The organism is Ructibacterium gallinarum (genome assembly GCF_014982785.1).
Classification (GTDB): domain Bacteria; phylum Bacillota; class Clostridia; order Monoglobales; family Monoglobaceae; genus Ructibacterium; species Ructibacterium gallinarum.
Genome location: NZ_JADCKB010000021.1, coordinates 32,837 through 59,521, shown reverse-complemented (window position 1 = coordinate 59,521; position 26,685 = coordinate 32,837). Strand labels below are relative to the sequence as shown.

22 protein-coding genes, 1 tRNA gene and 2 pseudogenes are annotated in these 26,685 nt (G+C 40.8%); 20 read left to right on the top strand and 5 right to left on the bottom strand.

From position 1 onward, the window contains the following. From INF28_RS09815 to INF28_RS13095, 3 genes and pseudogenes are all read right to left on the bottom strand, one after another. Window positions 1-545 (bottom strand): tyrosine-type recombinase/integrase (locus tag INF28_RS09815; RefSeq protein WP_226393293.1); only part of this gene is annotated, 545 nt, incomplete at its 3' end. Window positions 546-761: 216 nt separating this feature from the next. Then, window positions 762-1,388 (bottom strand): MurR/RpiR family transcriptional regulator, encoded by a 627-nt coding sequence (locus tag INF28_RS09810; protein WP_404815160.1) that lies wholly within the window; start codon window positions 1,386-1,388, stop codon window positions 762-764. Continuing rightward, window positions 1,389-1,598: pseudogene (locus INF28_RS13095) on the bottom strand (MurR/RpiR family transcriptional regulator); the annotation flags it as partial. It lies immediately after the preceding gene. A 167-nt stretch (window positions 1,599-1,765) separates the two neighbouring features. On the opposite strand from INF28_RS13095, the gene INF28_RS09805 reads away from it, so the two are divergent. The 11 genes from INF28_RS09805 (at window position 1,766) to INF28_RS09755 (ending at window position 13,942) form a co-directional block, all read left to right on the top strand. Continuing rightward, window positions 1,766-3,169, top strand: a complete 1,404-nt coding sequence (locus INF28_RS09805; protein ID WP_226393291.1) for an L-fucose/L-arabinose isomerase family protein — start codon at window positions 1,766-1,768, stop codon at window positions 3,167-3,169. A 21-nt stretch (window positions 3,170-3,190) separates the two neighbouring features. Next, window positions 3,191-4,609: an FAD-binding oxidoreductase gene (locus tag INF28_RS09800; protein ID WP_226393290.1), complete on the top strand. Its 1,419-nt coding sequence runs from the start codon at window positions 3,191-3,193 to the stop codon at window positions 4,607-4,609. Between the two features lie 12 nt (window positions 4,610-4,621). Beyond that, window positions 4,622-5,692: a (Fe-S)-binding protein gene (locus INF28_RS09795; RefSeq protein ID WP_226393289.1), complete on the top strand. Its 1,071-nt coding sequence runs from the start codon at window positions 4,622-4,624 to the stop codon at window positions 5,690-5,692. Continuing rightward, window positions 5,683-6,510, top strand: a complete 828-nt coding sequence (locus INF28_RS09790; RefSeq protein WP_226393288.1) for a class II fructose-bisphosphate aldolase — start codon at window positions 5,683-5,685, stop codon at window positions 6,508-6,510. Before INF28_RS09795 ends, INF28_RS09790 begins: the two co-directional genes overlap by 10 nt. After that, window positions 6,507-7,436, top strand: a complete 930-nt coding sequence (locus INF28_RS09785) for a carbohydrate kinase family protein (RefSeq protein ID WP_226393287.1) — start codon at window positions 6,507-6,509, stop codon at window positions 7,434-7,436. The genes INF28_RS09790 and INF28_RS09785 overlap by 4 nt, the downstream gene beginning before the upstream one ends. After that, entirely contained in the window at window positions 7,411-8,199 is a 789-nt protein-coding gene (gene iolB / locus INF28_RS09780) for a 5-deoxy-glucuronate isomerase (RefSeq protein ID WP_226393286.1), read from the top strand. Before INF28_RS09785 ends, iolB begins: the two co-directional genes overlap by 26 nt. Window positions 8,200-8,221: 22 nt before the next feature. Then, window positions 8,222-9,697 carry a xylulokinase gene (xylB, locus tag INF28_RS09775; RefSeq protein WP_226393295.1) on the top strand — a complete coding sequence of 492 codons (1,476 nt, stop codon included), beginning with the start codon at window positions 8,222-8,224 and terminating at the stop codon, window positions 9,695-9,697. Next, on the top strand, window positions 9,694-11,058 hold the full coding sequence (locus INF28_RS09770; protein WP_226393285.1) for an FAD-binding protein: 1,365 nt from the start codon (window positions 9,694-9,696) through the stop codon (window positions 11,056-11,058). The genes xylB and INF28_RS09770 overlap by 4 nt, the downstream gene beginning before the upstream one ends. A 501-nt stretch (window positions 11,059-11,559) precedes the next feature. Beyond that, window positions 11,560-11,931: an integrase DNA-binding domain-containing protein gene (locus tag INF28_RS09765; RefSeq protein ID WP_318961759.1), complete on the top strand. Its 372-nt coding sequence runs from the start codon at window positions 11,560-11,562 to the stop codon at window positions 11,929-11,931. Between the two features lie 1,093 nt (window positions 11,932-13,024). Next, entirely contained in the window at window positions 13,025-13,696 is a 672-nt protein-coding gene (locus INF28_RS09760) for a carboxylesterase family protein (protein WP_226393284.1), read from the top strand. Window positions 13,697-13,869: 173 nt separating this feature from the next. Further along, window positions 13,870-13,942 (top strand) — tRNA-Val (locus INF28_RS09755). Window positions 13,943-13,998: 56 nt separating this feature from the next. Here INF28_RS09755 and INF28_RS09750 read toward each other — a convergent pair. Next, window positions 13,999-14,778 carry a helix-turn-helix transcriptional regulator gene (locus INF28_RS09750; RefSeq protein WP_226393283.1) on the bottom strand — a complete coding sequence of 260 codons (780 nt, stop codon included), beginning with the start codon at window positions 14,776-14,778 and terminating at the stop codon, window positions 13,999-14,001. A 154-nt stretch (window positions 14,779-14,932) separates the two neighbouring features. On the opposite strand from INF28_RS09750, the gene INF28_RS09745 reads away from it, so the two are divergent. From INF28_RS09745 to INF28_RS09725, 5 genes are all read left to right on the top strand, one after another. Next, window positions 14,933-16,240: an alpha-amylase family glycosyl hydrolase gene (locus tag INF28_RS09745; protein ID WP_226393282.1), complete on the top strand. Its 1,308-nt coding sequence runs from the start codon at window positions 14,933-14,935 to the stop codon at window positions 16,238-16,240. A gap of 253 nt (window positions 16,241-16,493) precedes the next feature. Continuing rightward, a complete protein-coding gene (locus INF28_RS09740; protein WP_226393281.1) occupies window positions 16,494-17,570 on the top strand; it encodes a zinc-dependent alcohol dehydrogenase in 1,077 nt (358 codons plus the stop codon). A gap of 1 nt (window position 17,571) precedes the next feature. Beyond that, a complete protein-coding gene (locus INF28_RS09735; protein WP_226393280.1) occupies window positions 17,572-18,396 on the top strand; it encodes a sugar phosphate isomerase/epimerase family protein in 825 nt (274 codons plus the stop codon). Further along, entirely contained in the window at window positions 18,389-19,771 is a 1,383-nt protein-coding gene (locus tag INF28_RS09730) for a glycoside hydrolase family 38 N-terminal domain-containing protein (RefSeq protein WP_226393279.1), read from the top strand. Before INF28_RS09735 ends, INF28_RS09730 begins: the two co-directional genes overlap by 8 nt. Further along, a complete protein-coding gene (locus INF28_RS09725) occupies window positions 19,771-20,742 on the top strand; it encodes a radical SAM protein (RefSeq protein ID WP_226393278.1) in 972 nt (323 codons plus the stop codon). Before INF28_RS09730 ends, INF28_RS09725 begins: the two co-directional genes overlap by 1 nt. Before the next feature lie 61 nt (window positions 20,743-20,803). Here INF28_RS09725 and INF28_RS09720 read toward each other — a convergent pair. Beyond that, a pseudogene (locus tag INF28_RS09720) lies at window positions 20,804-21,869 on the bottom strand (IS3 family transposase); the annotation flags it as partial. A 439-nt stretch (window positions 21,870-22,308) separates the two neighbouring features. On the opposite strand from INF28_RS09720, the gene INF28_RS09715 reads away from it, so the two are divergent. From INF28_RS09715 to INF28_RS09700, 4 genes are all read left to right on the top strand, one after another. Further along, on the top strand, window positions 22,309-23,445 hold the full coding sequence (locus INF28_RS09715; RefSeq protein WP_226393277.1) for a sensor histidine kinase: 1,137 nt from the start codon (window positions 22,309-22,311) through the stop codon (window positions 23,443-23,445). After that, entirely contained in the window at window positions 23,432-24,112 is a 681-nt protein-coding gene (locus tag INF28_RS09710; protein ID WP_226393276.1) for a response regulator transcription factor, read from the top strand. Before INF28_RS09715 ends, INF28_RS09710 begins: the two co-directional genes overlap by 14 nt. 174 nt (window positions 24,113-24,286) lie before the next feature. Continuing rightward, window positions 24,287-25,669 (top strand): ABC transporter substrate-binding protein, encoded by a 1,383-nt coding sequence (locus INF28_RS09705; RefSeq protein WP_226393275.1) that lies wholly within the window; start codon window positions 24,287-24,289, stop codon window positions 25,667-25,669. A 43-nt stretch (window positions 25,670-25,712) separates the two neighbouring features. After that, the gene (locus INF28_RS09700; RefSeq protein ID WP_226393274.1) at window positions 25,713-26,675 is read left to right on the top strand and encodes a carbohydrate ABC transporter permease; all 963 of its coding nucleotides are present in this window, start codon (window positions 25,713-25,715) and stop codon (window positions 26,673-26,675) included. Window positions 26,676-26,685 lie beyond the last annotated feature (10 nt).

Sequence of the window (26,685 nt, the reverse complement as noted above, 5' to 3'; positions counted from 1 at the left end):
ATGGTAGATTCAATAGTGCTGTGTCCTAATCTATTTTTAAGCCCCAAAATAGCCTTTGGATTATCAAAATTATTTTCTATGAATTTCTCTGCATAAGTTTTTCTTAAAGAATGTGTAGCAATATTTCTTTTAATTCCGACCTCTGTGCATATTTGTTTCATAACATCATGCCATCTTGCCGCACCAATATGCGGACGCTGACGAGATGGAAACAAATATTTTTTGTTATCGAAATGATAACCTAATAATTGACTGTAATCTAAATAAAAACGGATGGTGTCTTTGATTTCTTCATTCATAGCAATTTCAATCCATTTATGTGTCTTTTTCATGAAGATTCTAATGCACGGTTGAAAAGTATTAAAATCAAACATGAAATGATCAAACCGCAGCACAACTAAATCTGATTCACGTAATCCAGTATTTAAACCAACTACAAACATAGTATAATTTCTTAGTGCAAAAAACTGTTTTTCATCTGTTTCAGCACTTGTAATTTGATCATATAAATAATCTTTAATCTGTTGTATTTCTTCATCTGTCATAGGATATACTTTACTTGATACCCCGGTTTGCTTATTTGAATGTGTTAATTTTGGCGTACCATCTTTTTTATATGTTGTGGTCAAGCATTTTTGTAACCCAACGAATATTATAAGTATTTAGATTAAAATATGATAACTCAAATATGCCGTTTTCACAATAAAAATACGGCAGACAGCACAGAATTGCGCCGTCTGCCTTTTTCCTGGTTTGCCGTATCAGTATTTTTTTGACAGTAAAGATTGTTCTGTCTCCCGTATGGAGGCCAGCGTTTTGGACGAGCCGTGATACACTACATAAAAATACAGAGTGTCAATAATGGCCAGCTGAGCAATCCTGGAATTCAGCGCTAAAATATTATACTGCGTTTCTGCGGAAGAAGTAAAAAGCGGAATGTCTGTGTATTTCAGCAGGGGAGATTTGCCGTGGTTGGTTATGGCGATGGTACGTGCCCCATGATCTTTGGCGATTTTTAAGGCATCTACAATATCTTTGGAGGAGCCGGAATGGGAGACGGCAATGGCCGTGTCGTTTTCTTTCAGATGGGAGGCTGCAATCACTTGCATATGATTGTCTGAATATGCAACAGCATTCAGCCCGGTCCGCATAAATTTGTGACTGGCATCCAAAGCTACTGAGGCGGAATTGCCCAGACCGAAAAGGACGATTTTATCCGAATGGCAAATGGTTTGTGCCGCAAGTGAGAATTTTTCTTGATCCAATGATTTTTTAGTAAGTTCCAGAGAGCAGTAAATGTCGTTACAGACCTTTTCGTATATGGTAAAGGCGGAATCGCCGGCAGTAATGCTGGTACTGACTGTTTCTGTGCCGCTTTCTGCCGCCAATGAGATTTTCAGCTCCTGATAACCGCTCAATCCCAAACGTTTGGAAAACCGCACAATAGTAGCTTCGCTGCAGCCGCACTGTTCTGCCAGTTCTACGATAGAAAGAGAGATGATCTTCCCTGGGTGCGCCAAAATCCAGTCGGCAATTCGCTTTTCAGTTTTTCCCATTTCTTTGTAAAGGACCTGTATGTTAAGTGAAGTTTTGTTCATTTTGCTGTACCTCGAAAAAAATTTTATATTTTTAATTATATATGAAACAAAAATATTTGTCAAATGAAAATTTTTTTAAAAAACTATTGAAATAATTTTCATAATATGGTATCATTATGTTTGTAAAACAAGATAAAAACAAAAATGATTTTCATTGAGGTGATGAAATGCTGAATTATAAAATAAAAATTGGCATGGTTCCTGTCATACGGGATCTCTTTGATTTTTCTACACGAAAGGGAATTTTCGAACCGGCAAAAGGAGCGGAAAATAAAAATAGGGTACGCAGTTATATACAAGAACATTTTCGGGATGATATGACGGATTTCTGTGATTTAGAGTGGTTGAATGAGTTGGGAGTGCTCTATAAAAACGAGGATGTTGACAGGGTTTGTGCATATTTGCAGAAAGAAAAGGTGGATGCAATTTTCTTGATCAACTGTAATTTTGGCAATGAAGAAGCCTGCGGACGGCTTGCTAAAAAACTCAAGCTTCCTGTTTTATTGTGGGGGGCGCAGGATATGGTGTTTGAAGAAAACGGACAGCGGTATACAGACGTGCAGTGTGGTTTGTTTGCCATTAGCAAGCAGTTGCGGCGGTATCAGATTCCCTTTTCTTATATTGAGAATTCACCAGTGGAAAGTGAGGTCTTTGCCAAAGGGCTGCAAAGATTTTTTTCTGTGGTGACCATGGTAAAAAATTTTAAAAATCTTACTGTAACTCAGGTAGGAACGCGGCTTACGCCGTTTAAAAGTGTTATGTACAACGAACTGGAACTTACAGAGAAATTTGGCATCAATATGAATAACCTTAATATGGCAGTATTTGAGCAGAAGTTCCGCCATGCTATGGAGGAAAAAAAGGGAATGCTGCAAGAGGAAGCAAAAGAAATCAAAAAGCGTTATGATGTGGATGGCGTAGAAGATGCGCTTTTAGAAAAGATGCTTGCTTTTGTTTATGCCTACCAGAAAGTATTTGAAGAGACAGGATCTGATGTTTTGGCAAGTGAGTGCTGGACGGCAATGCCTGCTGCAGTGGGTGCGAATCCTTGTCTTGCCATGAGTGTTTTGTATGATATGGGATATATCGTAACTTGTGAATCTGACATTCATGGTGCGATTACCAACGCGCTTTTGATGTGTGCCGCAAGAGGGAAAAGCGCACCGGCTTTCGGAGAGCTGACAGTAAGGCACCCGGAGAACCCGAATGCAGAGCTTTTGTGGCACTGCGGGCCGTTCCCTTATTCCATGAAGGATGAAAAAGCAAAGGCAAAGCTTTTCAATACCAAACCCAGCTTTAAAGCAAAAGACGGACAGTATACCATTGCAAGGTTCCAAGGAGACCGGGGAAAGTATACATTGCTGGGAGGAGAATTCAAAACCGTACCAGGTCCGCATACCTTTGGGACATATATGTGGGCGGAATTTAAAGATTGGCCGAAGATAGAGAAGAAAATGATTTACGGGCCGTACATTCATCATATGTCGGAAATTTACGGCAGTTATGCAGATGTGCTGGAGGAATTTTGTCAATTTATTCCTGGACTTCAGTATGACCCGATAGAAGAATAGGAGAAAGAAGGAGAGAGGAAAATGAATGATTTTTTGTTTGATATGATTGTGTCGGAAGTAGAAGATGCAGTCGGAAGAGAAAACTGCTCTACCCGGACCATTGATAAAATCACCCACAGCGTGGATTATTTCTGGCTTTCCAGAATGTGGGCGGATCGGGGATTGAGAATGCCTGAAGCGGACATCATTGCGTCGCCTGCCAATGCCAAGGAGACTTCGGCAATATTGAAAATTGCAAATTATTATAAGATCCCGGTTACGACCTGGGGTGCTGGAGGCGGGACACAGGGCGGAGCGATCCCGGTCTGCGGCGGTATTGTGCTGGATACCAAAAGAATGAACCAAATTTTTGAAGTTAACGAGCAGGGAATGTACATAGAATGCGGCACTGGCGCCATTTATAAGCATGTAGAATGGGCAGCCAATGAAAGAGGCTATGCAACCATGCATTATCCGTCCTCTCTTACTTGTTCTACAGTAGGTGGATTTCTGGCGCACCGGGGGATTGGCGTTTGTTCTACCAAGTATGGAAAAATTGATGATATGGTATTGCAGATGGAGGTGGTATTGCCCAACGGTGATATTATTTATACTTCACCAGCCCCCAAGCATGCGGCCGGTCCTGATCTGAATCAGATTTTTATCGGGTCAGAAGGCACCCTGGGAATCATGACCAAAGCGCAGATGCGTATTTTCCAGCAGCCAGAGTCCAGAAAATTCAGAGGCTTTTTATTTCATAACATGACGGATGCTTTCCAAGCGGGCAGAGAACTTCTACAAAAGTTTAAACCCTCTGTCATGCGTCTTTATGATGAGGCAGAAACCTCATCTTTGATTAAAGATATTGTCGGCGTATCAAAGCCGGGCGCTTTTATGAATATTGCCATTGAGGGTGTGGCGGAAATGGTGGATCTGGAAGAGAAGATACTGCTCAGCACCTTTCAAAAGTATGGAGCGGAGGACCTGGGATCGGAGTACGGCGAAAAATGGTGGAAGGAAAAAATAACCTTCTTTTATCCCGGACATATGATGGATTTGCCGCAGATGTTTGGCACTATGGATACCATTGCGCCTTATGACAAAATCGAAAAGATTTACTGGGCAATGAAGGAAGCCGTTGAGACCAATTTCCCTATGGCCAGGTTTATTGCACATTTTTCGCACTGGTATGAGTGGGGATGTATGATCTATGATCGTTTTATTATTGATGATGTTCCCAAGGATCCGCATGAAGCACTGCGTCTGCATAATGCGATCTGGAGCTGCGGTGTCAGGACAGCTCTGGCAAACGGCGGTGTGATCAACGATCATCACGGCGTGGGGTTAAAGCTGGGACGCTTGATGAAGGAACAATATGGCCCTGCCATGCAGGTGTTTGAAGGGATCAAAAAACAGCTGGATCCTAATGGAATACTCAATCCGTATAAACTGGGATTATAAGGAGGTACTGGTATGCAAATTTCACAGAAATCAAAACAACATATTGATTCATGCCGTTTTTGCTGGATGTGTCATCATATTTGTCCCATTGGAAATGCAACTGGCTTGGAGAGAAATACAGCCCGTGCAAGGGCGCTGGGTCTTTCCTTGGTGGCAAGGGGGGCTGTACCCTATTCGAAGGATATGATTGATAACGTATACGAATGTGCGCTCTGCGGCGGCTGTGTTCATGAGTGTGTAACCGGCTGGGATCCTGTAATGTTTACCAAAGAAGCGCGGCTGGCAGCGGCGCTGGAGGGGAAACTTCCGCCGTATATTCAAAAAATGCTGATTCATTTACAGGAAACGGGAAATATTTATGGAGAGGAACCGAAAGCGGATATCCCGGAACTGCCAGACAGCGATACGCTGTTTTTCCTGGGTCAGGATGCAAGAGTCAAAGGGGACTGCAAAGCTGCAATTTTGCTCTTGCAGAAAGCGGGAGTTCCTTTTACAATCCTGAGAGACGAGCCAAACAGCGGCTATGCAATGGATTTCATGGTAGGCGCGGCGGCAGAAACAAAAGACATGATGAAAAAATGTGCGGATGTGCTGAAACCATTTCAAAGAGTGATCTGCTATGATCCCGCGGATGCGAAAGTGATGAAGCGGGAATATAAGGAATGGGGCATTGACCTTGTGCCGGAAGTAATAACTTTTACCGGTTTTTTGGCCGAACTGATCCATTCCGGAAAACTGCAGGTGAAAAAGCAGAATCTGACATTTACGCCGCAGGACAGCCCTTTGCTTGCAAGAGACCTGGAAGAAGTACAGCCTATGCGGGACATTCTGTCCGCCTGCGGTACTGTAAAAGAGATGCTGCTGTATGGTGAAAATACCATGATGGCAGGAAATTTGATAATGAATGAATATATGCCGGACGTCATGAAAAAGGTAGCGGCAAACCGTTGGGTAAATGCGAAAAATGCGGGGGCAGAAAATGTGGTTACACAGAGTCCTGCTGAATATATTCTGCTGAATGCCGTGAAGCCGGAGAATATCAACCTGCTGTCACTGGAGGAGGCGGTACTGGCATGCTTGTAAAATTAAATGAAATTTTAGCAGAAGCGGAAAAAGGCGGTTATGCAGTGCCGGCGTTCAATGTGTATAATATGGAAACGGTGATGGGGGTGATCCGGGCCGCAGAGGAATCCAATGCCCCGGTTATTTTGCAGAGTTATTCCCGGCTTTTTACCAATGAAGAAGCATATTTTCTGGCTCCTGTGATTTTGGCGGCAGCGCAGCAGGCTAAAGTCCCGGTATGTTTTCATCTTGATCACGGTGCAGGTATGCATGAGGTAGTGAAGGCAGTGCGTTATGGCTGTACTGGTATCATGATTGATGCATCTGCCTGTGTACTGGAGGAAAACATTGCAATCACCCAGCAGGTTTCCGAACTGTGCAGTGCAGTCGATATCCCGGTAGAAGGCGAACTGGGACATGTGGGAAGCGTCAATGATGCCGTGATGGATGAATATACCAAGCCGGCAGAGGCTCTAGAATATGTGGAAAAGACTCATGTTTCTGCGCTGGCAGTTTTGGTGGGAACGGCGCATGGCCGGTATAAAAAAGCACCAAAACTAGATATTGAAAGAATCAAGGAAATCAAGGATGCTGTACAGATTCCGTTGGTGCTTCACGGCGGCAGCGGCGTTCCGGATGATCAGATCAAAGCGGCGATTGAAGCTGGAATCCGCAAAGTGAATTTTGGAACAGATCTTTGTTATTCTTTCCTGGATGCTGTGTTTGCAGGTTCCCGTGACAAGATTGCGATTGATATGTTTATGAAGGATGTCATTCCCAATGTGGCTGCTTTTGCAAAAGGAAAGATGGAACTTTTAGGAGCTGAGAATCAAGCATGATCAATATTGTAGGAATTGGTGCAAATGTATATGATACGTTGGTTACCCTCCCATGTTATCCGGATGAGGATACAAAAATGCGTGCATCAGAGATCAAAGTCAGTGGTGGGGGACCCTGTGCCACTGGGCTGACAGCCGCTTCCAGACTGGGAGAAAGCACGGCCTTTTTGGGATGCCTCTCTGATGATGCCGCAAGCAGGTTTTTGGCGGATGATTTTGAAAAATACGGGGTTTCCCGGGAATATATTGTCAGCGAGCCCGGATATCAGGCGTTTACCTCTTATATCTGGCTTTCTGAAAAAACGGTTTCCAGAACTTGTGTTTTTGATAAAGGAAACATACCGCCGCTTGTTTTGAACGAAAAACAAAAGCAGGGTATTCAAAAAGCGAAGATGCTGATGGTGGACGGCAATGAACTAAGCGCGGCTATAGAAGGAGCAGCGCTTGCCCGAAAAAGCGGTACCAAGGTGCTTTATGACGCAGGAGGGCTTTACAGCGGCATTGCGTCGCTTCTGCCCATGGCGGATTATCTGATCCCTTCTCAAGAATTTGCTTTGGGATATACCGGAGCAGAATCAGCAGAGGAGGCCGCAAAAAAACTATTTGCGCAGTATCAGCCACGTGTGGTGGTCATTACCCAAGGAAAGGAAGGCGGAATTTTGTTTGATGGAGAAACGGTTTCTGCCTATCCGGCATTTCCGGTATCTGCAGTGGATTCTAATGGTGCAGGAGATGTTTTTCACGGAGCCTTTGCTTTTGCAGTCGTAAGAGGGATGGACTATTATAAGGCCTGTGTTTTTTCCAGTGCGGTTTCGGCAATTAAATGCACCAGACTGGGAGCGCGTCAGGGTGTACCGGCATATGAGGAAGTAATTCAATTTTTAAAGGAGCGGGGATATCATGAATTTGAAAAGAACATGGAATAAAAAATACGGAAAATCCGTTATTTATGCAAAAGAAAACAGCGGTTGCCAAAAGGTGGAGATCGACATGCTTCGCTTGCGTGACGGCGAAACCAAGGGATATAAAGAAAAAGACAAGGAGTATGCGCTGGTAGTTTTGGGTGGAAAATGTACGGTTACAGGCGAAGATTTTTCCTTTAAAAACGTTGGAAAAAGAAAGGATGTGTTTGATGGCCCGGCCACATGTGTATATCTGCCGGCAAATCAGCCGTTTTCTGTTACTGCGGTGGGAGAAGTCTCTATTGCGGTTTGTAAATCACCGTCTGTCAGCCGCCGTAAACCGATTTTGATTCAGCCGGAAGATGTGGTAATCAAACAGCTGGGTAAGCCGGGCTGGGAGAGGGAAGCCCATTTTATATTGGATGAAAGGACCGAAGCGGATATGCTTTATATCGGCGAAGCCTTTGTCAAAGGCGGACAATGGGCAAGTTATCCGCCGCACAAACATGACGATGACAATATGCCAACTGAGGCAGAAACGGAAGAGATTTATTATTATGAATTTAAGAAGCCGCAGGGGTTTGGTGTACAGAGGGTTTATACCATGGAAGGAGACATTGATGAGATCTATACCGTAAAATCCGGTGATTTTGTGGAAATTCCGAAAGGATATCATCCATTTCATGCTGCACCGGGCTATGACAATTATTACCTTTGGGTCATGGCCGGTAAGGACAGGGGCTTTTTCATGACTACCGATCAAGATCATGCATGGCTGAATCAATAAAAAGGCAAACGAGGGAACAGTGATGAAATATTTTCTTGGAATTGATTTTGGCGGCGGGGCTTCCAAGGCCACGCTTCTGCGGGAAGACGGAGAAGTGTGCGCAGTGAGCAGCTGTGAGTACCCCACATATTATCCGCAGCCTGGATACGCAGAACAGGATCCGCAGGATTGGGTAGAGGCGGCTTGTAAAAATATTCAGGCGGTCCTTGCAGAAAGCGGGATTCGACCGCAGGAAATTGCTGCGCTGGCGCTGGACGCCGCAACCCATACCGCAGTAATTTTGGATGAGGATTTTCATGTGATCCGTCCGGCTATTTACTGGACCGATACCAGGTGCATTGCTGAAACAGAATATTTAAAGGAGCAATATGCGGGTTTGATTGAAAAGCAGGTTTTGCATCATCCCGATACCATATGGACTTTGCCGCAGCTTTTGTGGTTGAAGAAAAATGAGCCGGATTCCTGGCGGCAGATGCGGAAAATACTTTTTGCTAAGGATTATGTCAGGCATTGTTTTACCGGAGATTATGTGACCGATTATATAGAGGCACAGGGCAGTATGATGTTTGACAGCCAAAAGATGGAGTGGAGCAAGGAACTTTGCGGTATTTTGGACATTGATATAGAGCGGATGCCCAAAATTGTCAGCCCTTCTGACCAGACTGGATGCATTACCGGAATTGCTGCAAAATTGACTGGACTTTGCGAGGGCACGCCGGTTATTTGCGGAACAACGGATACGGTGATGGAGGTTTTTGCGGCCGGGGCGGTTTTAAAAGGGCAGATGGTGGTCAAACTGGCCACAGCCGGCAGAATTTGTGTTGTTACCGATCGTCCGTATCCGGATGCCAATTTGGTCAATTATTCCCATGTTATAGATGGATTGTTTTATCCGGGGACGGCCACCAAATCTTGTGCCGCTTCTTACCGATGGTTTCGGGATACCTTTGGAGGAGATTATAAAGAGCTGGATAAAAAAGCGGCAAAAATTCCGCCGGGAACAGACGGCCTGCTTTTTCACCCATATCTCAACGGAGAACTGACACCCTATGCCAATCCCAGACTGTGTGCGGATTTTATCGGGATTCGTGCATCTCATACCAAAGCCCATTTTGCCAGAGCTGTCATGGAAGGGGTCGCCATGTCCATGCTGGACTGCAAGACCATGCTGGATCATCTTTGCATTGCCCATGAGGACACGGCGGCAATCATTGGCGGCGGCGGGAAAAGTCCCATTTGGAGACAGATGTTGAGCGATGTTTTGGGAATCCGGCTTCTTACCATGAAACATGCGGATTCTTCCTTTGGAAGCGCAATGCTGGCAGGAACCGCAGCAGGTATTTTTGAAAACTTGGAGCAGGCAGTAGGGTTGTGCAACAAAACGGTAGCAGAAACTGTGCCTTGTACGGAAAATACGAAGAAATATGCCGAGATCTTTCAAAAATATAAAGCGGTGCAAAAAGCGCTGGAGCCTATTTATAATGGAGAAATAAAATGAAAATTTTGGTTTGTGTCAAAATTATTCAAGGGGAAATCAATCCTTTTGATGCTTCTGCCTTGGAATGTGCTCTTACCTTGTCAGAAGACGTCACCATTTTATCGATGGGGGCAGAGCATACAAAAGAGACAGTTTCGGCCTTGACGCGTTTGGGTGCAAAAGCAATTTTGATAACAGATAAGTTGTATGCCGGCTCGGACACTCTTGCAACTGCTAATGTTTTGGCGGCTGCGATAAAAAAATTGCCATTTGATTTGATCCTTTGCGGCCGGCAGAGCATTGACGGAAGTACTGCCCAAGTGGGGGTTATGCTTTCGCAGATGATAGGATGCTCTTTGCTTACCGGGGCATTGTCAGTTACGGCAGAAAAAGATGCGGTAACAGTTAGAACACGAGAGGGACAGGTGCGTTCTGCTCTCCCGGCTTTAATTACGATGGAGAAAGAATATCGGCTGCGTTTTCCAAGTATTTTTTCCAGGACACAGGAGGTGATCCTTTGGGATAATACGGTTTTGGGATGCAGTCCGGATCACTGCGGCTTGCGGGGATCTGCAACCAGAGTGCTTCAAACTTTTGAAAGTGAGCGGGGAAAGCGAAATTGTCAGTTTGTTTCTATGGACAATCTGTTTCCTTTAATAGAACAGTTAAAAAAGGAAATGAAAAGGACTGGACGGGTATGGGAAGAAAAGGAACAGAGCAGTCAGCGCCTGCCATGTGTTTGGGCTGTCGGAGAAGATGTTTTTCCTTACGCAAAGGCAATCGCAGATCAAGTGGTACGGATTCCCAAAGAGCCGGTTGAAAAAATCCTCCAAAGAGCCGCGGCAGAAAAACCAGAAGTTATTCTGTGGAACTCAGATGCGTGGGGAAGAATCAATGCTTCGATTGCCGCAGCCGCATTACAGACAGGCCTTTGCGCAGACTGCACGCAGCTGGAAACAGACGGCAGGAAGCTATACATTTACAGACCGGCGCTGGGCGGCCGGGTCACAGCGAAAATCGAATGCCTGACCAGACCGCAGATGGCAACGGTGAGAACGAAATCGGATAGTGCGGATATTATTGTTGCCGGTGGCCGGGGCGCAGCGTCAGAAATAGATAAGCTGCAAGATTTTGCAAAAAAGATTGGGGCACAGCTTGCCGCTTCGCGGGGGCTTGTAGACATGGATCAAATGCCGTATTCTGCGCAAATAGGCCTGACCGGAAAAACGGTAAGCCCAAAGATTTATATCGCAGTGGGAATTTCTGGCGCGGTTCAGCATGTCTGTGCCATTGAAGGAGCACAAAGCATTATTGCTGTCAATCCTGATCCGAATGCACCAATTTTTGATTATGCAGATTATGGAATTATAGAAAAATTTTAGAAGTTAGAAAGCGCTGCGATGTTTGATAAAATGAAAGAAAATATTTTTTTAATCTATGTGGGACAGCAAAAGTTATGGCAAAATAATATTATGATAAAATCGCAATAATATGTTATTGAAACTGACGTGCATTTTATGTATATAACATAAAATGGAATATATTGATGGTTTATACAATTCCATACACCTTCATGGATCCCTTGGCGTGCTTGCTCCCAATTAGGCTGAACTTTTGCATTGGGAGCAAGCCTAAACTGCCGCTATCCCATTTTCCTCGTTCCTGTATCCACTTTTTTGACTATGGTTCAATTACAACTATAATATATCACAACATATAAATGAACATAGGAATGCGGATTTTATTTTGTGGAATGGGAATGGACCACAAATTAAAAGAAAAAATTTGAAAATGTTATAAATAATATGCATAGTATTTAATTAATGCTTGAACTAAGGGGAAAATTATGTTATTATGTTTAATACCTATTATAGTTATCTCGGATTGGAGATGTTGATTTATGGCAGAGAAAAAACGAGATAACAAATGAAAGACAATATTCGGATGGCAAATATGAGTACAGATATATTGATAGAAATGGGATGAAACATAGTATATATAGTTGGAAATTGGTTTCGGCTTATAAAATTTCAAATGGTAAAAAATGTGAAGAATCTCTAAGAGATATGAAATGCAGGATTGAAAGAGATTTGGAAGATGATATTGCACCTCAAGAAGCGAAACAAATAACATTAGATAAGATCTATGATGAGTATATGAAATCCAAATATGAATTAAAGCAATCAACAAGAATAAATTATAAATATATTAAACCTGTTCTTGGTAATAAAAAATCTGTAATATACAGATATTAAAAAATTTTATATTTCTTTAATTTATGAATTGGGATTTAAACCACGCAGCATGGAAATTCTTCACACAATATTACATCTAGTATTTAATATTGCTATTAGAAATAATTATATGAAGAACTTCTACTGATAATGTTATGACAGAAATCAAAAAAAGTCATAACTATAATGGAAAAGAAGGTAGAAAGTTTTTCAAATCTTGAGGATAAAATTAAGATTGTCTAATTTACCACTTTTCACTAAGAAGATATAAGAATTTATAAAAACTTATATAAAATGTTATATTAACAGATGACGTAAAAATGTAGTTTTAAGAGCTTATAAGAAGTTATATAAAAGACAAAACTCATATCCCCACAATAAAACCGATCGATAAATAAAATTCGAAAAACCCAGTGTTTATGCGGTTTTTAAGAATCATAGATGCGGTGATTTACACCAATTTGTGAAAAAATGAATGTTGTAAAAGCATCTTCGCGTAGAACCATTCGTTCCATGGAGTAAAACCTGATGAAATTTTTGGTTGCCTAAAGAATTATGTAAAAATAGGTGTATAATGTGACCTGAATAGACTCAAGTCATTTTAGCTTGTCGAAAAAGGTCACCTGGGGGTGATCTTTTTCTCGTGTAGGGGGAGAATGGTATAATAGTGGGGTAATCAAAATGTTGGGAAAAAACGTAGAAAATTGAGGACAGAGGAAATTTGTAAGTCTGGAAGAAAATGTACCTGAGGAGCATCTGTTTCGGAAGCTCGATAAGGCAATCGACTTCAAGAAGAATTATGAATTTGTAGAGAAGCGGTACTGCGAGGATAATCGTAGGCCGGGCATCTATCCGATTGTATTGTTCAAGATTGTGCTGATCCAGCATATTTACAGTATTTCATGTCTGCGGAGCACCGTGAGGAGGGATGCCGCTCTACCAGATGCCGCTGCCGAAAGGAAAACTGTGTGTATTATGTCAGATAAAAATATATTGTATGAACTGTATTAATCTATGCGGCAGAATAAAAAATTTTTGCAAAAGAAATTTTAAATTTAAAACGATAAACTCGTTTTTTTGAAAATAAATATTGATTATAAAGGAAATGAATTTTATGAAAACTACAACCTTAAAGTATAAAAAATTAGACTATATTTTGTCTGTTCCTGACGATTTTTCGGAAGATAGAAAATATCCTTTGATAGTATTTTTGCACGGAGCGGGGGGCAGAGGAACTGATATAAATATGATTTGCTCTAATCCGTATTTTGAAATAACAAGTAAGTATGAATTTGATGCTGTGACTTTTGCTCCTCAGTGTTATGCAAATTCTTGGTTTGACATCTTTGAAGCGCTGCAAGACTTTATCAAATTTGCCGTAAGTCACAAGTTTATAATGACGGAAAAGGTATATCTTGTAGGTGCAAGTATGGGAGGATACGCCACATGGCAGATGGCAATGACCATGCCCCATCTTTTTGCCGCTATAGTGCCCATTTGTGGAGGCGGTATGTATTGGAATGCAGGCAGACTGAAAAATATTAAAATCTGGGCATATCATGGTAGTGAGGATGAAACCGTATTTGTTGAAGAAAGCGTTAAAATGGTAGATGCAGTTAATGCCGCAGGCGGAGATGCTCGATTAACCGTTTGCAATGGTGTAGGTCACAATTCATGGATAAATGCATATAATAGTAAAGAACTGTTCCAGTGGCTTTTTGCCCAAACTAACAATCATGAAGTATGCGAAGTAAAGGGATTTGACAATCAGGAACTGTTTGGTTAAGTTTAGATATATAAATATTTATGCTTTGAGAAAATGCGCAAGGCATATAAATGAAAGAAAAACGGACAATTTAAGAGAAAATAAGAGGTAGATATACATATTTACAAAAACAAGATTCACAATAGTTAAATGCTGCCGGTAATATATGTATAGCAACTTTTGCTGTTGCAATTGGTTGCTTCGCTCAGATGGGAGAGCATTTGCCTTACAAACAGAGGGCCATAGGATCGATCCCTATAGCGACTACCCTTATTTTTGGCATATATCGGGTGTGTTAAATACAGCTTGATAGCATCCGGACATCATTTTGACCATGTGATGCTATTTCTATGATTGTAGGTATATTTAGATGGAGATACGCCTATCATTTTTTTGAATTCGACAGAAAAATATTTATAGTCATCATATCCGCACATGTCTGCTATTTCCTGTAAAGTGAAATAGCCTGCAAGTATCAGTGATGCAGCATATTCCATTCTGCGGTTTATTACATATTTTTTTGGGGAAATATGAAACTCAGCTTTAAAAAGTTTTCGAAAGTATGTTTCGCTTATTAAAGATTTTTTTGCAGCAACTTGCAACGAAAAGGTTTTTTTCAAACAGTTCTCCTCTATATATTTAATTGATGGGTAAATTTTTGATTTATGGTTTTCTGCTGGTTTGTTATCCCTGTAGAGTTCAGCAAAAATACTGTTGAGCAGTGCAGCAGCATTATGTTTGTATGAAATATCTTTCTGATTCCAGCAATTTAAAATTTTTTCAAAAAGAGTAATATATTTTTGGTAATCAGTCGGGATATAACGTTCTATTTTATTTGAATGATAGTTAAATGTTTTAAAGTGGATTACGATTAGTCTATCTTTTTTTGTTGTACGCATATAGTTAACAGAGGATGGAAAAAAACAAATTGAATTGTCAAACAGTGTTGTTTGCTCATGCTTAGTGTCTATGACTGTATCTGCTTCATATCTGAAGGAAAGCGCATCAAAATTACGGTTAAAATTGTATGTTTTTGTACATCTTTGGTTTATGTAAAAAATATCTAAAATTTGAAATGCTATCGCATCTTGTTCGAAAATCATGACTGATCCCCCCTGTAATGCAAAAATTATAACAAATTAGTTTCGAAAAATCAACCTTTTGGAACGCTTTTTAAGTGTACTTTTCCGTATATTCGTGTTAAGTTAAATCTAACAATGATACCCATATTCAATGGTGTCGGAAAGGAAGAAAAGTATGAGTAATAAAAAGATTATTTATCAAATGGCCCTGCGTACTTTTACCCCGGAAGGAACATTAAAAGCTGCGGAAAAGCTTTTGACACATGTTGCATCTTTACATGTCGATATTATTTATTTATGCCCTGTGTTTAAAGCTGACAATGACGAAGACAGGACAACATGGAGCCCGAGGCAAATCGAAACCAATACAAATAATCCGAAAAATCCGTATAAGATGTCAGATTATTTTAATGTAGATGAGGAATACGGATCAAATGAAGATTTAAAAGATTTTGTTAAGGAAGCGCATAAAAATGGCCTTAAAGTTCTTTTTGATCTTGTATACTTACATTGTGGAAAAAATGCCGTGTTCATCAAAGAAAATCCTGACTTTGTCGAGCAAAATGCAGACGGAACCATTGCCGTTGGTGAACAATGGCCTTTTGCAAGGCTGAATTTTAAAAATCCGGATTTGAGAAAATATCTTTTCGAAAACATGAAAACGTTTGTAACAGAATATGCTGTTGATGGATTTAGATGTGATGTAGGCGATCAGGTACCACTTGATTTTTGGGAAGAATCATTTAAAGCTTTAAAAGAAATAAAGCCTGATTTAATTACATTAAATGAAGGTACTGACCTGAATTATATCAAGGGAATTTTTGATATGGAATACGCTTTCCAATGGACTGAAAATCTTGTTGATGTTTTTGCCAATGCTGCATCTGCACAGGTGTTTAGAAACTATTGTATCCAAGAAAAAGAAAAATACGGAGATCACACAAAAAAATTAATTCGTACAGTAGACACACATGATACTGCAAGTGATGCCGGCCTGAATAGAAATGAGATTACAATGACAACAAGAGGCGTTGAGGCAGCACTTGTTATAACAACCACGTATGAAGGGGTGCCTTTCTTCTGGAATGGATATGAGGTTTGTGATAATGCCGAGAACTGTATGTTTTCCAATCGCGATTTTGGGAGGAGAAGTGCAGCCAATTGGTCCAGAGGTTTTACACACGATGGTGCCAGAAGAATGGAGTTTATCAAGAAAATACATACTATTTTCCATGAATGTGATATTGTTAACGATGGGATGCTGGAATGGGTAGATAACGATGCGGAAGATGCGGTTATCTCATATCTAAAAAGCTATCAAGACAAAAAAGTTTTGGTAGCAGTAAATACTAAAAATAAGAACGTGGATGTTAATATAGATATCGATCCTAAAGAAATATATATAGTATCAGGTGTGACTTTGTTAGATAAGGGCGCTGTTATGGAACCATATGGCTACATTGTTACGGAAATCAATGATTGAATAACGCTTATATAAACAGTCTTTTGGGATAGACTGGGGTGGGGTAGATTGCCTCACCTCTTTTTTTGCAATCCAGTATTGTTTGTGATAGCTGGAAAGGAATGGTCTGCTTCGAAGTAATTATCATCTATTGCAGTCTGACATGCTCGTGAAACACATATTGGTTTTATGGTTGACGAAATATCCACTATGATTTCATATTAAAAGATGTTATTATATTTATAAATAAAACCAATAAAGGAGCGGAATGCAAATGCAAGCAAATGCCTTTAAAACAACAAGAGCCATTGTGATAGAGAGGCCATATCGGGCTGCTTTAAGAGAAATTAAGTTGACAGAACCAAGAGCTGATGCGTTTATTGCCCAAACGTTATGCAGCAGTATCAGCACAGGTACAGATATGAAAACTTACAGAGGAATGCAGCATCCTGAACAATGCTATTATCCGCTTGTTCCGGGATATGAGACGGCAGGAATTATTGTAGCAGCACCGGAGGAGAACGTAGACCTTAGCAGACTGCCTGAAAGTGCCCGTAAACTAAAGGTGGGCGATCGGGTTATGATCAACGAATGCCGTCAGTATGGTGATGTCTGTGCGGCATGGGGAGGCGGAAGCGAGTATACCATTAAAGATAGCTTTACAACAAATGACCAGTTTGATTATATGGTTAAAATTCCCGACAATGTAACGGACGTTCAGGCGGTTCTGGCATATCTTGCGTGTGTTCCGCTTAAAGGGATAAAGAGGCTAACGCTCCGCCCCAACGAGACAATCGTTGTAATTGGCGCAGGTATGGTTGGTATCTCTGCTATTCAGGAGCTTAAGATTTTGGAACCGACACTGCAGGTGATTTGTATTGAGAGAAATGCATTTAGAAGAAGTATTGCAGAAAAGTATGCTGATTTGGTTGTAAGCCCTGAAGATGCTGTGAAGAAAATCAGCGAGGCGACGGGCGGAAAGATGGCTGACCAGCTTATGGAGTGCAGCGGCAATCCGGAGGTTGTCGGTACGCTTCATAAATATATAAAGGACGGCGGATGGGAGGAGCATGACATTCCGGCCCATATCCACCTGCAGGGTGATTATCCCGAAAAGATAATATTCGATCACTATCACAGATGGTTTGTTAAGAATGCAACCATCACAATGACGTGTGCACTTCGCGCAGGCTGCAAAGAGCAGGTGCTTGAATGGATATCAGAGGGTAAGTTTGACACAGAGGGGCTTCCGATAGAGGTATGGCCCGTATCCAAGTGCAAGGAGGCCTTTGAATATCTTGAGGAAAAACACGAAGATGTATTTAAAATAGTATTTGATTGGAGCAAGTGATATGCAATATGGAAATGCAGCATGGGGATTTAGAGAAACGCCGATAGAGGAACAGTTTAAAATGACTGCCGGGATGGGACTTTCTATTCTTGAAATAGGTATTGCAAATGCCCCTAATGATATCCCTCTCAATGTAACAGCAGATAGACTTGATGAAATCAGACGGCTGTCTGAAAAATATAAGATTAAAATACTTGCCGGGGCAACAGGCAACGACTTTACGATCGGAAGAAATGATATATCAAAGGTTAAACGGGTAATTGATATATGCAGAGAGCTTGAAATTCAATATCTTCGCATTTTTGCAGGATTTACAGCGCTCGAAGATGTAAGCGAAGAAGTATTCAATAATATGATAAAATTGCTGACAGAGGTTTGTGAGTATGCAGGAAAAGCCGGTGTTACACCTGCAATAGAAACGCATGGCGGTGTAAACGAGTTTGATGACGGTGTACAGCACTTTATGAGTACCACAACCGATCTTGAAACCCTAAAGAAAATTTTAAGAGCTCTGCCGGATAATGCAAAGCTTTGTTATGACCCTGCCAATCTTTATGCGGTAGGCATAAAAAATCCCGAACATTTTTATAATGAAATCAAGAGCAAGGTAGCATACGCGCACTTCAAGGATTTTGCCAGTCTTCCATCAGGGCATTTGAAGCCGTCTTATTGCGGCGATAGTGATATGGATTGGGGTGCAATCCTTAACGCCATGAAGGGGGTTGAAGGTTTTGCCCTGTTTGAATACGAGAATACAGACGACATAGAAGAAGGACTTGTTAAGTCTTATAACTACATAATAGAAAGGAATATTGAAAATGAATAAACCCAAGGTTATATTTTTGCCACATGCAAATATCCAGTATTCACAGCTTAACCCCGAAAAAAGACAATGGGTAATAAAAAACGGTTATGAAAAGCTGTTTGATTTGATCGATGCGGGCGACTATAAAATTGCTTTTGAAGCCAGCGGCATTACAATTGACGAGATAGCCCGCCAGGCGCCGGAGGTGCTTGCGAAGCTGAAGAAGTTAATAGCAGATGGCAAGGTTGAACCGGTATGCTCGCCGTATATCCATTTTATGCTGGCAAATATTCCGAAAGAAGTTTGCCTGCATTCGCTTAAATACTCAATGGAGGTTTGGGAAAAGCACACAGGAAAACGTCCCGAAATCGGCTGGAATCCCGAATGCGGCTGGGCGGGATATATTCCCGATGTATACAAAGAGGCGGGACTTAAGGCTCTGGTTATGGATGCTGATTCGCTCATGCTTTCGTTTGACGAGATAAGAAAGGCTACGGGTCTTAAATTTGATGTCTCGGGGCATTCAAACAAAAACCATCTCTTTAAAATCGAAGAATACATAAAAGATAAGCCTGACTTCCTCAAATTTATTACAAATGCATCGGTTGCTCCCAATGGACTAAAGTTGATATTCCGCAGCGATTGTATGGCAAATCTGCTGTTGTGGTATTTAATGGGCGCGACTGAGGGTATGCGAGATGAGCCCATCAATATGGACGAGATTAAAACCATGTTTGAAAACTGGAAAGAAAGGATTGCACAGACGGGCAGCTTTGTTATGCCTTATGCCGAGGATGCAGAGTATATCGGTTCCAGTGCATATTTCTATGTAAAACAGTTCAATCAGGCACGTTTTTTTGAGGAAGAACCCGACAGCGTATTACGATTTAAAGAAATTCTTGACGCTGCAAAAGAATCTGGCTATGTGTTTGCTCTGCCGAGTGAGGTACTGAATAGTACAATAGAAAACAACTATGTTGATAATATTGAAAATGGTGTCGCATGGCACGGCGGAACGGCAAAGGCATGGGCGAATACGGAGTATTCCAGAATTATGGATCCGGTTTGTCTCTCCATTTTTAATGGAATTCAAGCAGTCGCAGAAAAGCTCCGGATGAATTTGGAATCGCTTGATAATGACCTGGATAATGCAATGAAGGCGCTTGCAAGTGCATGGGTGTCCGACAGCCGTTGGCCGCCTGCGCCTACAAGCCCGGGCAGATTTAATGTGAGAGAAAGCCTTGATGATATGTATCGTGCAAACAATTGTCTTGCAAAGGCAATGGAGAACAATGGAATTGCAGCGAAACGTGGTCTCTATTCTCCGAGACTTATGGAAACACAGATCAAGGCGATAGATGATTTGCTAATGAGCAAACAATATTTTGGCGAGTAATGGATAGGAAGATAAAGCAGGTACATTTTCAGATTACAAGAAATTGTAATCTGAGATGTCCCTTTTGCGGACAATGGGGAAAAAAAGGCTTTTTTGCCGACAGTTCAGGTATAGAAATGACTTGTGAGGATTGGAACAATGTTATAATTCAGCTCGAGAAATATCGGGAGAAAACAGGCGCCAATATCCTCATAACGGTTTGGGGCGGCGAACCCCTTATATCACCGATTTTTGATGAGCTGATGCGTATGATCCATGAGAAAGGATTTAAGACCGAGGTTATAACCAACGGTGTACTCATAGCAGAACACAAGGAAATATTAGAAACATATGCAGATAGAGTGTATGTTTCGCTTGACGGGACAGCAGAGGTTCACAATGAAATACGGGGTAATGGTGTGTTTGAAAAGGTCGCAAATAATTTAAAGAAATTGCAGCATAATAATATTACCATTATGTCGGTTGTGACAAAAAAATTGATGTGTGTGCTGCCTGTTTTTTTAACAGAGCTTCAGAAATTCAATATCAAAAGTCTGTATCTGCAGGATATGATAGGGCTCACGACTGATGAAATCAATCATTACAAAGCCTGGGCAAAAAGTGTATTTGGTATTGATGCGACAGAGATTGACGCATGGGAGAATAACGGAGAAATTAATTTTGCAGATGAGATTGACAGTATTATAGACCATACACCAGATCTGAATTATACCATTGAACATAAAGCGCACTCTAATCGCACAGATATCCATTGTATGTCGCCTTTTTGGCATATGCACATCACCTGGAACGGCGATGTAACTTATTGTACGGATTTTTATGATTTTAAAGCAGGGAACGTAAAAGAAGATACAGTTGAAACCATCTTTTTTAATGAAAAAAGCGAAATATACCGGAATGAAATCACAAGCGGAAATTGTATCACTTGCATGCATTGCTCTTGGAAGTGTGCGAGTTTTGAGGATGAATGATATGCTTGGATACATTATGAATATAATCGAATTTTAAAAGAGCGTGCGAAAAAAGATCTGGAAAAAATAATTCTTCTATGATAGAATAAAATATTATAGGGGAATTGTACAACACCATCAGGGCATTTTTTAAAGTACTGAAAAATTGCTCTATTGGAGCATTATCATGGATATCCTGCTTGACTCATACTTTGTGAAATGCCAAGGTTTTCACAGACCTTAGTATACTCGGCGGTGTGTATTGACCTTCTTGATCGGAATGTATGATGAGCTTGCTTCAATTCATTTCAGGTTGGGACTCAATCGCTTTTTGCAGAGTTTTCCTTGTAAGAGCAGCAGTGATATTTCTGCCTGTAATGCTTGCGATTGTACTCCGGTCATAAAGGTCAATTATGGAGCAATAATAGCATTTGCTTCCGTCAGTAAGGATAGATAAGTGAAATCTCTTGTACAGCATTTCTGATTGATATTATTAGCGCTCAAATCCTGATTCCGATTGTTTTCAAAAATTTGTGTCGTACAATATTCATAATTTTCTTTGGTGTGAGACAAAATACAAATGTCATTTCGTATTCATGTATTTATGAATAGTAAAGCGGCTTATATCATACCCTTTTCGAATCAGATAAGCATGAATGGGGCCATTGCCATCCACTCCACCATGAGAATGGTAGATTTCACGGATAGAAGGTTTGATTTCATCCTTGTGCTGACAATAATCAGCCTTCTGATTTTTAGATAAATATACTAAGCATTGAAAAAGATGTTAAATTTCATTAATAGTCATCTTAGTCCGAATGCAGGACGGTATGTTTGAATAAACCGACAAGCCTCTAATCGATTCTCTTCGCAATGAATGCTGCTGCATTTTTTAGAAAATCATTTTCCTTTTAGAGTTCTGCAAGTTGCTTTTCAAGTTTAAGATTCTCTTTCATGAAATTGTAATCGGCTTGGAATTCTTCGTTTGTTTGGCATTCTGTGCGGAACTGGTTTATTTAGTTACAAATACTTGCATGTGAAACACTGTATTCATCTACAAGACTTTTAGGGGTTCTTCCATCCCCAAGATGAAGACGGACTATCTTCTTTTTGAATTTTAATTCATAATGTTGACTCATTTGTAACAAGCCTCTTTTCCTCCTAAGATGATATCTTATTAGATCAAGGTGTTACAACTACATTATACCTCAACATTTTAAAACAATGATAAATGAAATAAATTTATGGATTACAGGTGAAATTATGCTACCTACAATTATTGGTGTATTGATATTTGTTTTTATATTTTTATGCTTTAATCACAGGAATAAATTCAGTAACATCGTGTCTGTGCAAGTCATACTACTGATAGCGCTTTTTTTGGTTGCAAATATTTATATATCGAAAAGTATCAGCTATCCGTATGTCAATCAGCTGGATTACACGCTGTATTATTACTTATTGCAGATGAGAATATCAATAAAAACCCTGTCAAGAGTTTATAATATATGTATTGTATCACAAATGTTTATGGCGGTTGCATATTTGTCATTTTTTTTGAAAAAAAGTAAACTCAGAAATATCCTAATGGCAATACCACCGATTGTACTGCTTATCTGGGCAGATCCAGAGACAGCAGAATATGCTCACATATTTACATATCACTCTGCGTGGTTATCAAATATTGTGTTGATTGTAAATAAAATTTGGGAGATGGTTTACTTTATATATCTGTTTATACCTGCTGCCGCGGCATTCTATGTGATGTTTAAAGCAAAAATTTTTACAAAGAAAAAACTGTTTTTTGTAATGGGAATATGTACGCTTGTTATATCAGCCGTAATTTATTATTTCTTTGTACTTGGTATCTACAGACCAATATTTTTTAGTGTGGTAGGGTTTGCAAAGCTGCCGGTATATTTCGATGGCAGACAGTTGGAGATGCTTGCATATATATGCATCTTTGTCGCAGTGGTGATAGGTGTATACCTGACATTGATGATTGTGTATAAGTATAAACGAAATGCATCTAAGGAATTTACCAAAGTTATGAAAAAGAATCTTGAGCTGCAGCTGCACGCGTACAAAAATGCGTTCATTGCGGTAGAACAAAGGTTGAGTCTGGCAGAGCTTTACCTGGAAAAGGAAAAGTTTGATGCAGTAAAAGAGCATTTATCAATGGGTAAAAAAATTTCGTCCCAATATCAGCAAACGTTAAACAGAAATTTAAAGCTTTTAAGGAACGTAGAAGAAAAATTCGTATGCGTTGACCTTAGGGAGTGTATCGAAAGCGCCCTGCGTATTATTGATGTTAGCAAAATGAAACTGACCAGGCATTACGGAAACGAAGCAACTTATGTCAGAGGTGTAAAGTTTCATTTGACAGAGGTTTTTGTCAATCTGTTTAAAAACGCTGTTACGGCAATGACAGGATGTGACCGAGCTCCAGAACTTGATATTTCAGTAATACATGATGATGGTTACTATATGGTTGAGATTACGGACAACGGAATAGGGATAAACAAGGCCGACCGGAAAAAGATTTTTGATTTGTTTTATTCGTCAAAGGGGGAAAACGGTACAGGTGTTGGTTTGTATTATGTAAAAAGAATTGTAGAGGCACATGGCGGCGAGGTCCGTGTCATATCCAAAGAAGAAGGATATACAACATTTCAGATTGTATTGCTTGAGTACGAAGGAGGAAAGAAACATGGGGAAAATTAGGACTATAATTTGTGATGATTCAAAAGATATCTGTGAAGGCTACAAGGCGTATATGGAGCTTAGCGATGATTTTGAGTGTGTTGAAGTAGCATATACGCTGGATTCTTGCAAAGAAAAGCTGCTTGTGCATAAACCGGATTTACTGCTTTTGGATATACAGTTCGGAGAGGAGCGGACAGGCATAGATGTATTGCCGGAATTGAGAAGCATTATGGAGGATCTAAAAATTATTATGCTTACGGGGCACGATGACAGCCAGTACGTCCTTTCAGCAATTTGTGCAGGTGCAATTGGCTACATCATAAAGGTGGCAGATGGCTTTTCAGTACTGGAGGATGTACGCAAGATATTGCAGAATTATAAGATTTACAAAAATGGAATGCAGCCGCATATTTTTGATGTTTTTCAGGAGGAAGCAAAAAAGCTGCTGCTCCAAAAGGCAGATATGATTGAGATGATTGATGTATTTGTCACGCTTTCGCCTTCTGAATATGAGGTGCTGCACGATATATATGATGGAATGACCTATAAGAAAATCGCAGAAAAGCGTGTTGTGGAGGAAAGCACGGTCAAAACACTTGCGTCTAGGATTATAAGAAAGTTTAAGATGCCTTCAATGAAAGAGTTGATTATTGCAATGAAAGAGTTAAAAATATTTGATAGATAGAAGTTGAAAAAAGGCGGAGACATAAAATGTCATCCATAGAGTCTGTAAGATTGCCAAAAGTGTACAAAAGATCAACTGTTATTTTGGATAAATTGATGATATTATATAATTAAGAAAAATGGGCAGAGGTTGTAATGGTTTCTGCCTAAATAATTATTAAGGGAGAGATGCCTAATGAAAAAATGGTTAAAGATGTGTTCGGTTGGTTTGACAATTGCTGTGACAGCTGGACTGTTTGTTGGTTGTGGCCAAGATAGCAGCAATTCTGACAGTAGCGTAAAGCGGGTTGTAGTATGGTCGGGTGAGACGCACAGTAAGCTAGCTTACGAGAAACTCGTTAACGAATATAACGAGGGCGAAGGTAAGGAAAAAGGCGTTCATCTTGACTACCAGGTAAAGGATAATTCTACATATAACCAGACGATCGAGCTGGCACTGAAGAACGGTGATGCCCCGGATATATTCAGCGGAACGATGGATAAGCTTGTTGAAGAGAATTACATTGTTGCTATTGATGACCTTCCGGGCGGCCCTGAGTATCTTGAAAAATATAAAGATTATCTTGAAGAAGACAGAACCTCGTATAACGGAAAGACCTATCGAGTTCCCGTTTCGATGACAACCAGAGGCCTGATCTACAACAAGGATATGTTTAAGGCTGCCGGTATTGTCGATGAAAACGGTGAGGCAAAGCCGCCCAAAACCTGGGCAGAGCTCAGGGAAACTGCAAAAAAACTGACCAATCCCGAAAAAAAGGAATATGGAATTATTCTACCGGCAAAATATTCAAACTGGTATGGCAGCGACATTGGCGAGACTTTGCAGACAAGCGTCGGTTTCGATGGATATAATCCCGTTACGGGCGAGTATGATTACAGCGGAATCATCCCGATTGCACAGACCTATCTTGATATGAAGGCTGATGGTTCGGTTTATCCTGGTGCAGAGGGACTTGATAATGACCCCGCAAGAGCGCAGTTTGCGGCAGGTAACATCGGCATGAAGCTGGCATATTCTTTTGATGTCGGCGTGCTTACGGATCAATTCCCAGCCACGTGCGACTGGGGTGTAGCACCTTTGCCTGTTACGGTGGAGGGTGAAAGATATAAATCACGCGCTTCAATTAGCATGAGTATGTTTATAAACAGCAAATCGGTTGAAACCGTCGGCGGTGAAGCCTTGATGGAAGTGTTCAAGTTCCTTACATCCGACAAGGTCATACAGGAACTGTATAAGGAAGGTATCAATTTGCCGTATGATGCTAAGCTTGTCGAGGGGATAGAAATTTCCGATAACCCACAGTGGCAGGCGTTTGCAGATCTGGTTGCACAGTCGGCACAGCCGGTAACGCAGCCAAAAACGGATGCCACCTATACAATTTCAGAAAACACGGAGTTTGTAAACAAGGTGTGGTCAGGAGAAGAAACGCCTGCGCAGTTTGTGGAACGGCTTGAAGAATCAAAGAATCAGGCAAGGGCATCTTATTATGAGATGCATCCTGATGAAGATATTAATGCGTCAGTCAAGCCTGACTGGAATGTTAAAATAAGCGAATAGCTTTTCATACTGCCATGGGCTTTATCGAAAGGATGATACAACAATGTTTAAGCATAGCTATGATGCCAAAATACCTCTGTTAAAAAGAAGTAAAGGCATGGCAAAGAAGAGACTCAGTATGAATGTGCAGTGCTATCTGATGATAGCACTGCCCCTGATCGGTTTCTTTGTGTTTACCCTCTACCCGATTCTGTGGACATTTAGATGGTCAGTGTTTTCTTATAACGGCGTTCCGTCAGAGACGAGGTTTATCGGGCTTGATAATTTTATCAGAATGTTCACTGTCGATTTGGATTATTGGAAGGCATGGTTAAATACCTTTAAGTTTGCAATATGCAAAATTCCTCTTGAATACATAATAGCAATGATTGCGGCACTTTTACTCAATCAGAAACGGCTGAAGCTTAAAGGAATGTACCGTGCAGTCTATTATCTTCCTAGTATCATCAGCGCAGTTGTTATTGGTTTGATTTTTTCAAATCTGTTCGGATTCTTTGGATTGATGAATGGTATTTTAATAGATTTGGGAATTGTATCCGAGGGGATAGACTGGTTTGCAGGCAAGGGGTCGGCCCTGGCGGTTCTGGTGATATCGAGTATATGGAATACGTTCGGCGTAAATGTGATGTATCTGATGGCGGCATTTGCAAATGTGCCTGAAGATGTATACGAATCGGCCAAACTGGATGGAGCGAGTTCGGTAAGAATGTTTTTCAGCATTACTTTGCCGATGATTGCGCCCATATTTCAGATCATGCTTTTGTTATCATTGATCGGCACGCTTTCGATCAACGAGTTTATCCTTGTTATGACGGGCGGCGGCCCTGGCGGTTCGACCATGACGGTAATGGCATATCTGACACAGAAGTTTGTACCCGGATTTACTTCCGAGGCAACCCCCGCCCTCGGCTATGGCTGTGCTCTGTCGGTTGTAACAACAATTTTATTTGCGGTTATATCATTTATATATAATGCGGCAAGCAAAAAAATGAATGATTTATATTAAGGAGGCAGGG

What these genes read in the sequence shown, in the direction of transcription:
- INF28_RS09805 (WP_226393291.1), top strand. Translation starts at nt 1,766, where the DNA reads ATGCTGAATTATAAAATAAAAATTGGCATGGTTCCTGTCATACGGGAT.
- INF28_RS09800 (WP_226393290.1), top strand. Translation starts at nt 3,191, where the DNA reads ATGAATGATTTTTTGTTTGATATGATTGTGTCGGAAGTAGAAGATGCA.
- INF28_RS09795 (WP_226393289.1), top strand. Translation starts at nt 4,622, where the DNA reads ATGCAAATTTCACAGAAATCAAAACAACATATTGATTCATGCCGTTTT.
- INF28_RS09790 (WP_226393288.1), top strand. Translation starts at nt 5,683, where the DNA reads ATGCTTGTAAAATTAAATGAAATTTTAGCAGAAGCGGAAAAAGGCGGT.
- INF28_RS09785 (WP_226393287.1), top strand. Translation starts at nt 6,507, where the DNA reads ATGATCAATATTGTAGGAATTGGTGCAAATGTATATGATACGTTGGTT.
- iolB (WP_226393286.1), top strand. Translation starts at nt 7,411, where the DNA reads ATGAATTTGAAAAGAACATGGAATAAAAAATACGGAAAATCCGTTATT.
- xylB (WP_226393295.1), top strand. Translation starts at nt 8,222, where the DNA reads ATGAAATATTTTCTTGGAATTGATTTTGGCGGCGGGGCTTCCAAGGCC.
- INF28_RS09770 (WP_226393285.1), top strand. Translation starts at nt 9,694, where the DNA reads ATGAAAATTTTGGTTTGTGTCAAAATTATTCAAGGGGAAATCAATCCT.
- INF28_RS09760 (WP_226393284.1), top strand. Translation starts at nt 13,025, where the DNA reads ATGAAAACTACAACCTTAAAGTATAAAAAATTAGACTATATTTTGTCT.
- INF28_RS09750 (WP_226393283.1), bottom strand. Translation starts at nt 14,778, where the DNA reads ATGATTTTCGAACAAGATGCGATAGCATTTCAAATTTTAGATATTTTT.
- INF28_RS09745 (WP_226393282.1), top strand. Translation starts at nt 14,933, where the DNA reads ATGAGTAATAAAAAGATTATTTATCAAATGGCCCTGCGTACTTTTACC.
- INF28_RS09740 (WP_226393281.1), top strand. Translation starts at nt 16,494, where the DNA reads ATGCAAGCAAATGCCTTTAAAACAACAAGAGCCATTGTGATAGAGAGG.
- INF28_RS09735 (WP_226393280.1), top strand. Translation starts at nt 17,572, where the DNA reads ATGCAATATGGAAATGCAGCATGGGGATTTAGAGAAACGCCGATAGAG.
- INF28_RS09730 (WP_226393279.1), top strand. Translation starts at nt 18,389, where the DNA reads ATGAATAAACCCAAGGTTATATTTTTGCCACATGCAAATATCCAGTAT.
- INF28_RS09725 (WP_226393278.1), top strand. Translation starts at nt 19,771, where the DNA reads ATGGATAGGAAGATAAAGCAGGTACATTTTCAGATTACAAGAAATTGT.
- INF28_RS09715 (WP_226393277.1), top strand. Translation starts at nt 22,309, where the DNA reads ATGGCAATACCACCGATTGTACTGCTTATCTGGGCAGATCCAGAGACA.
- INF28_RS09710 (WP_226393276.1), top strand. Translation starts at nt 23,432, where the DNA reads ATGGGGAAAATTAGGACTATAATTTGTGATGATTCAAAAGATATCTGT.
- INF28_RS09705 (WP_226393275.1), top strand. Translation starts at nt 24,287, where the DNA reads ATGAAAAAATGGTTAAAGATGTGTTCGGTTGGTTTGACAATTGCTGTG.
- INF28_RS09700 (WP_226393274.1), top strand. Translation starts at nt 25,713, where the DNA reads ATGTTTAAGCATAGCTATGATGCCAAAATACCTCTGTTAAAAAGAAGT.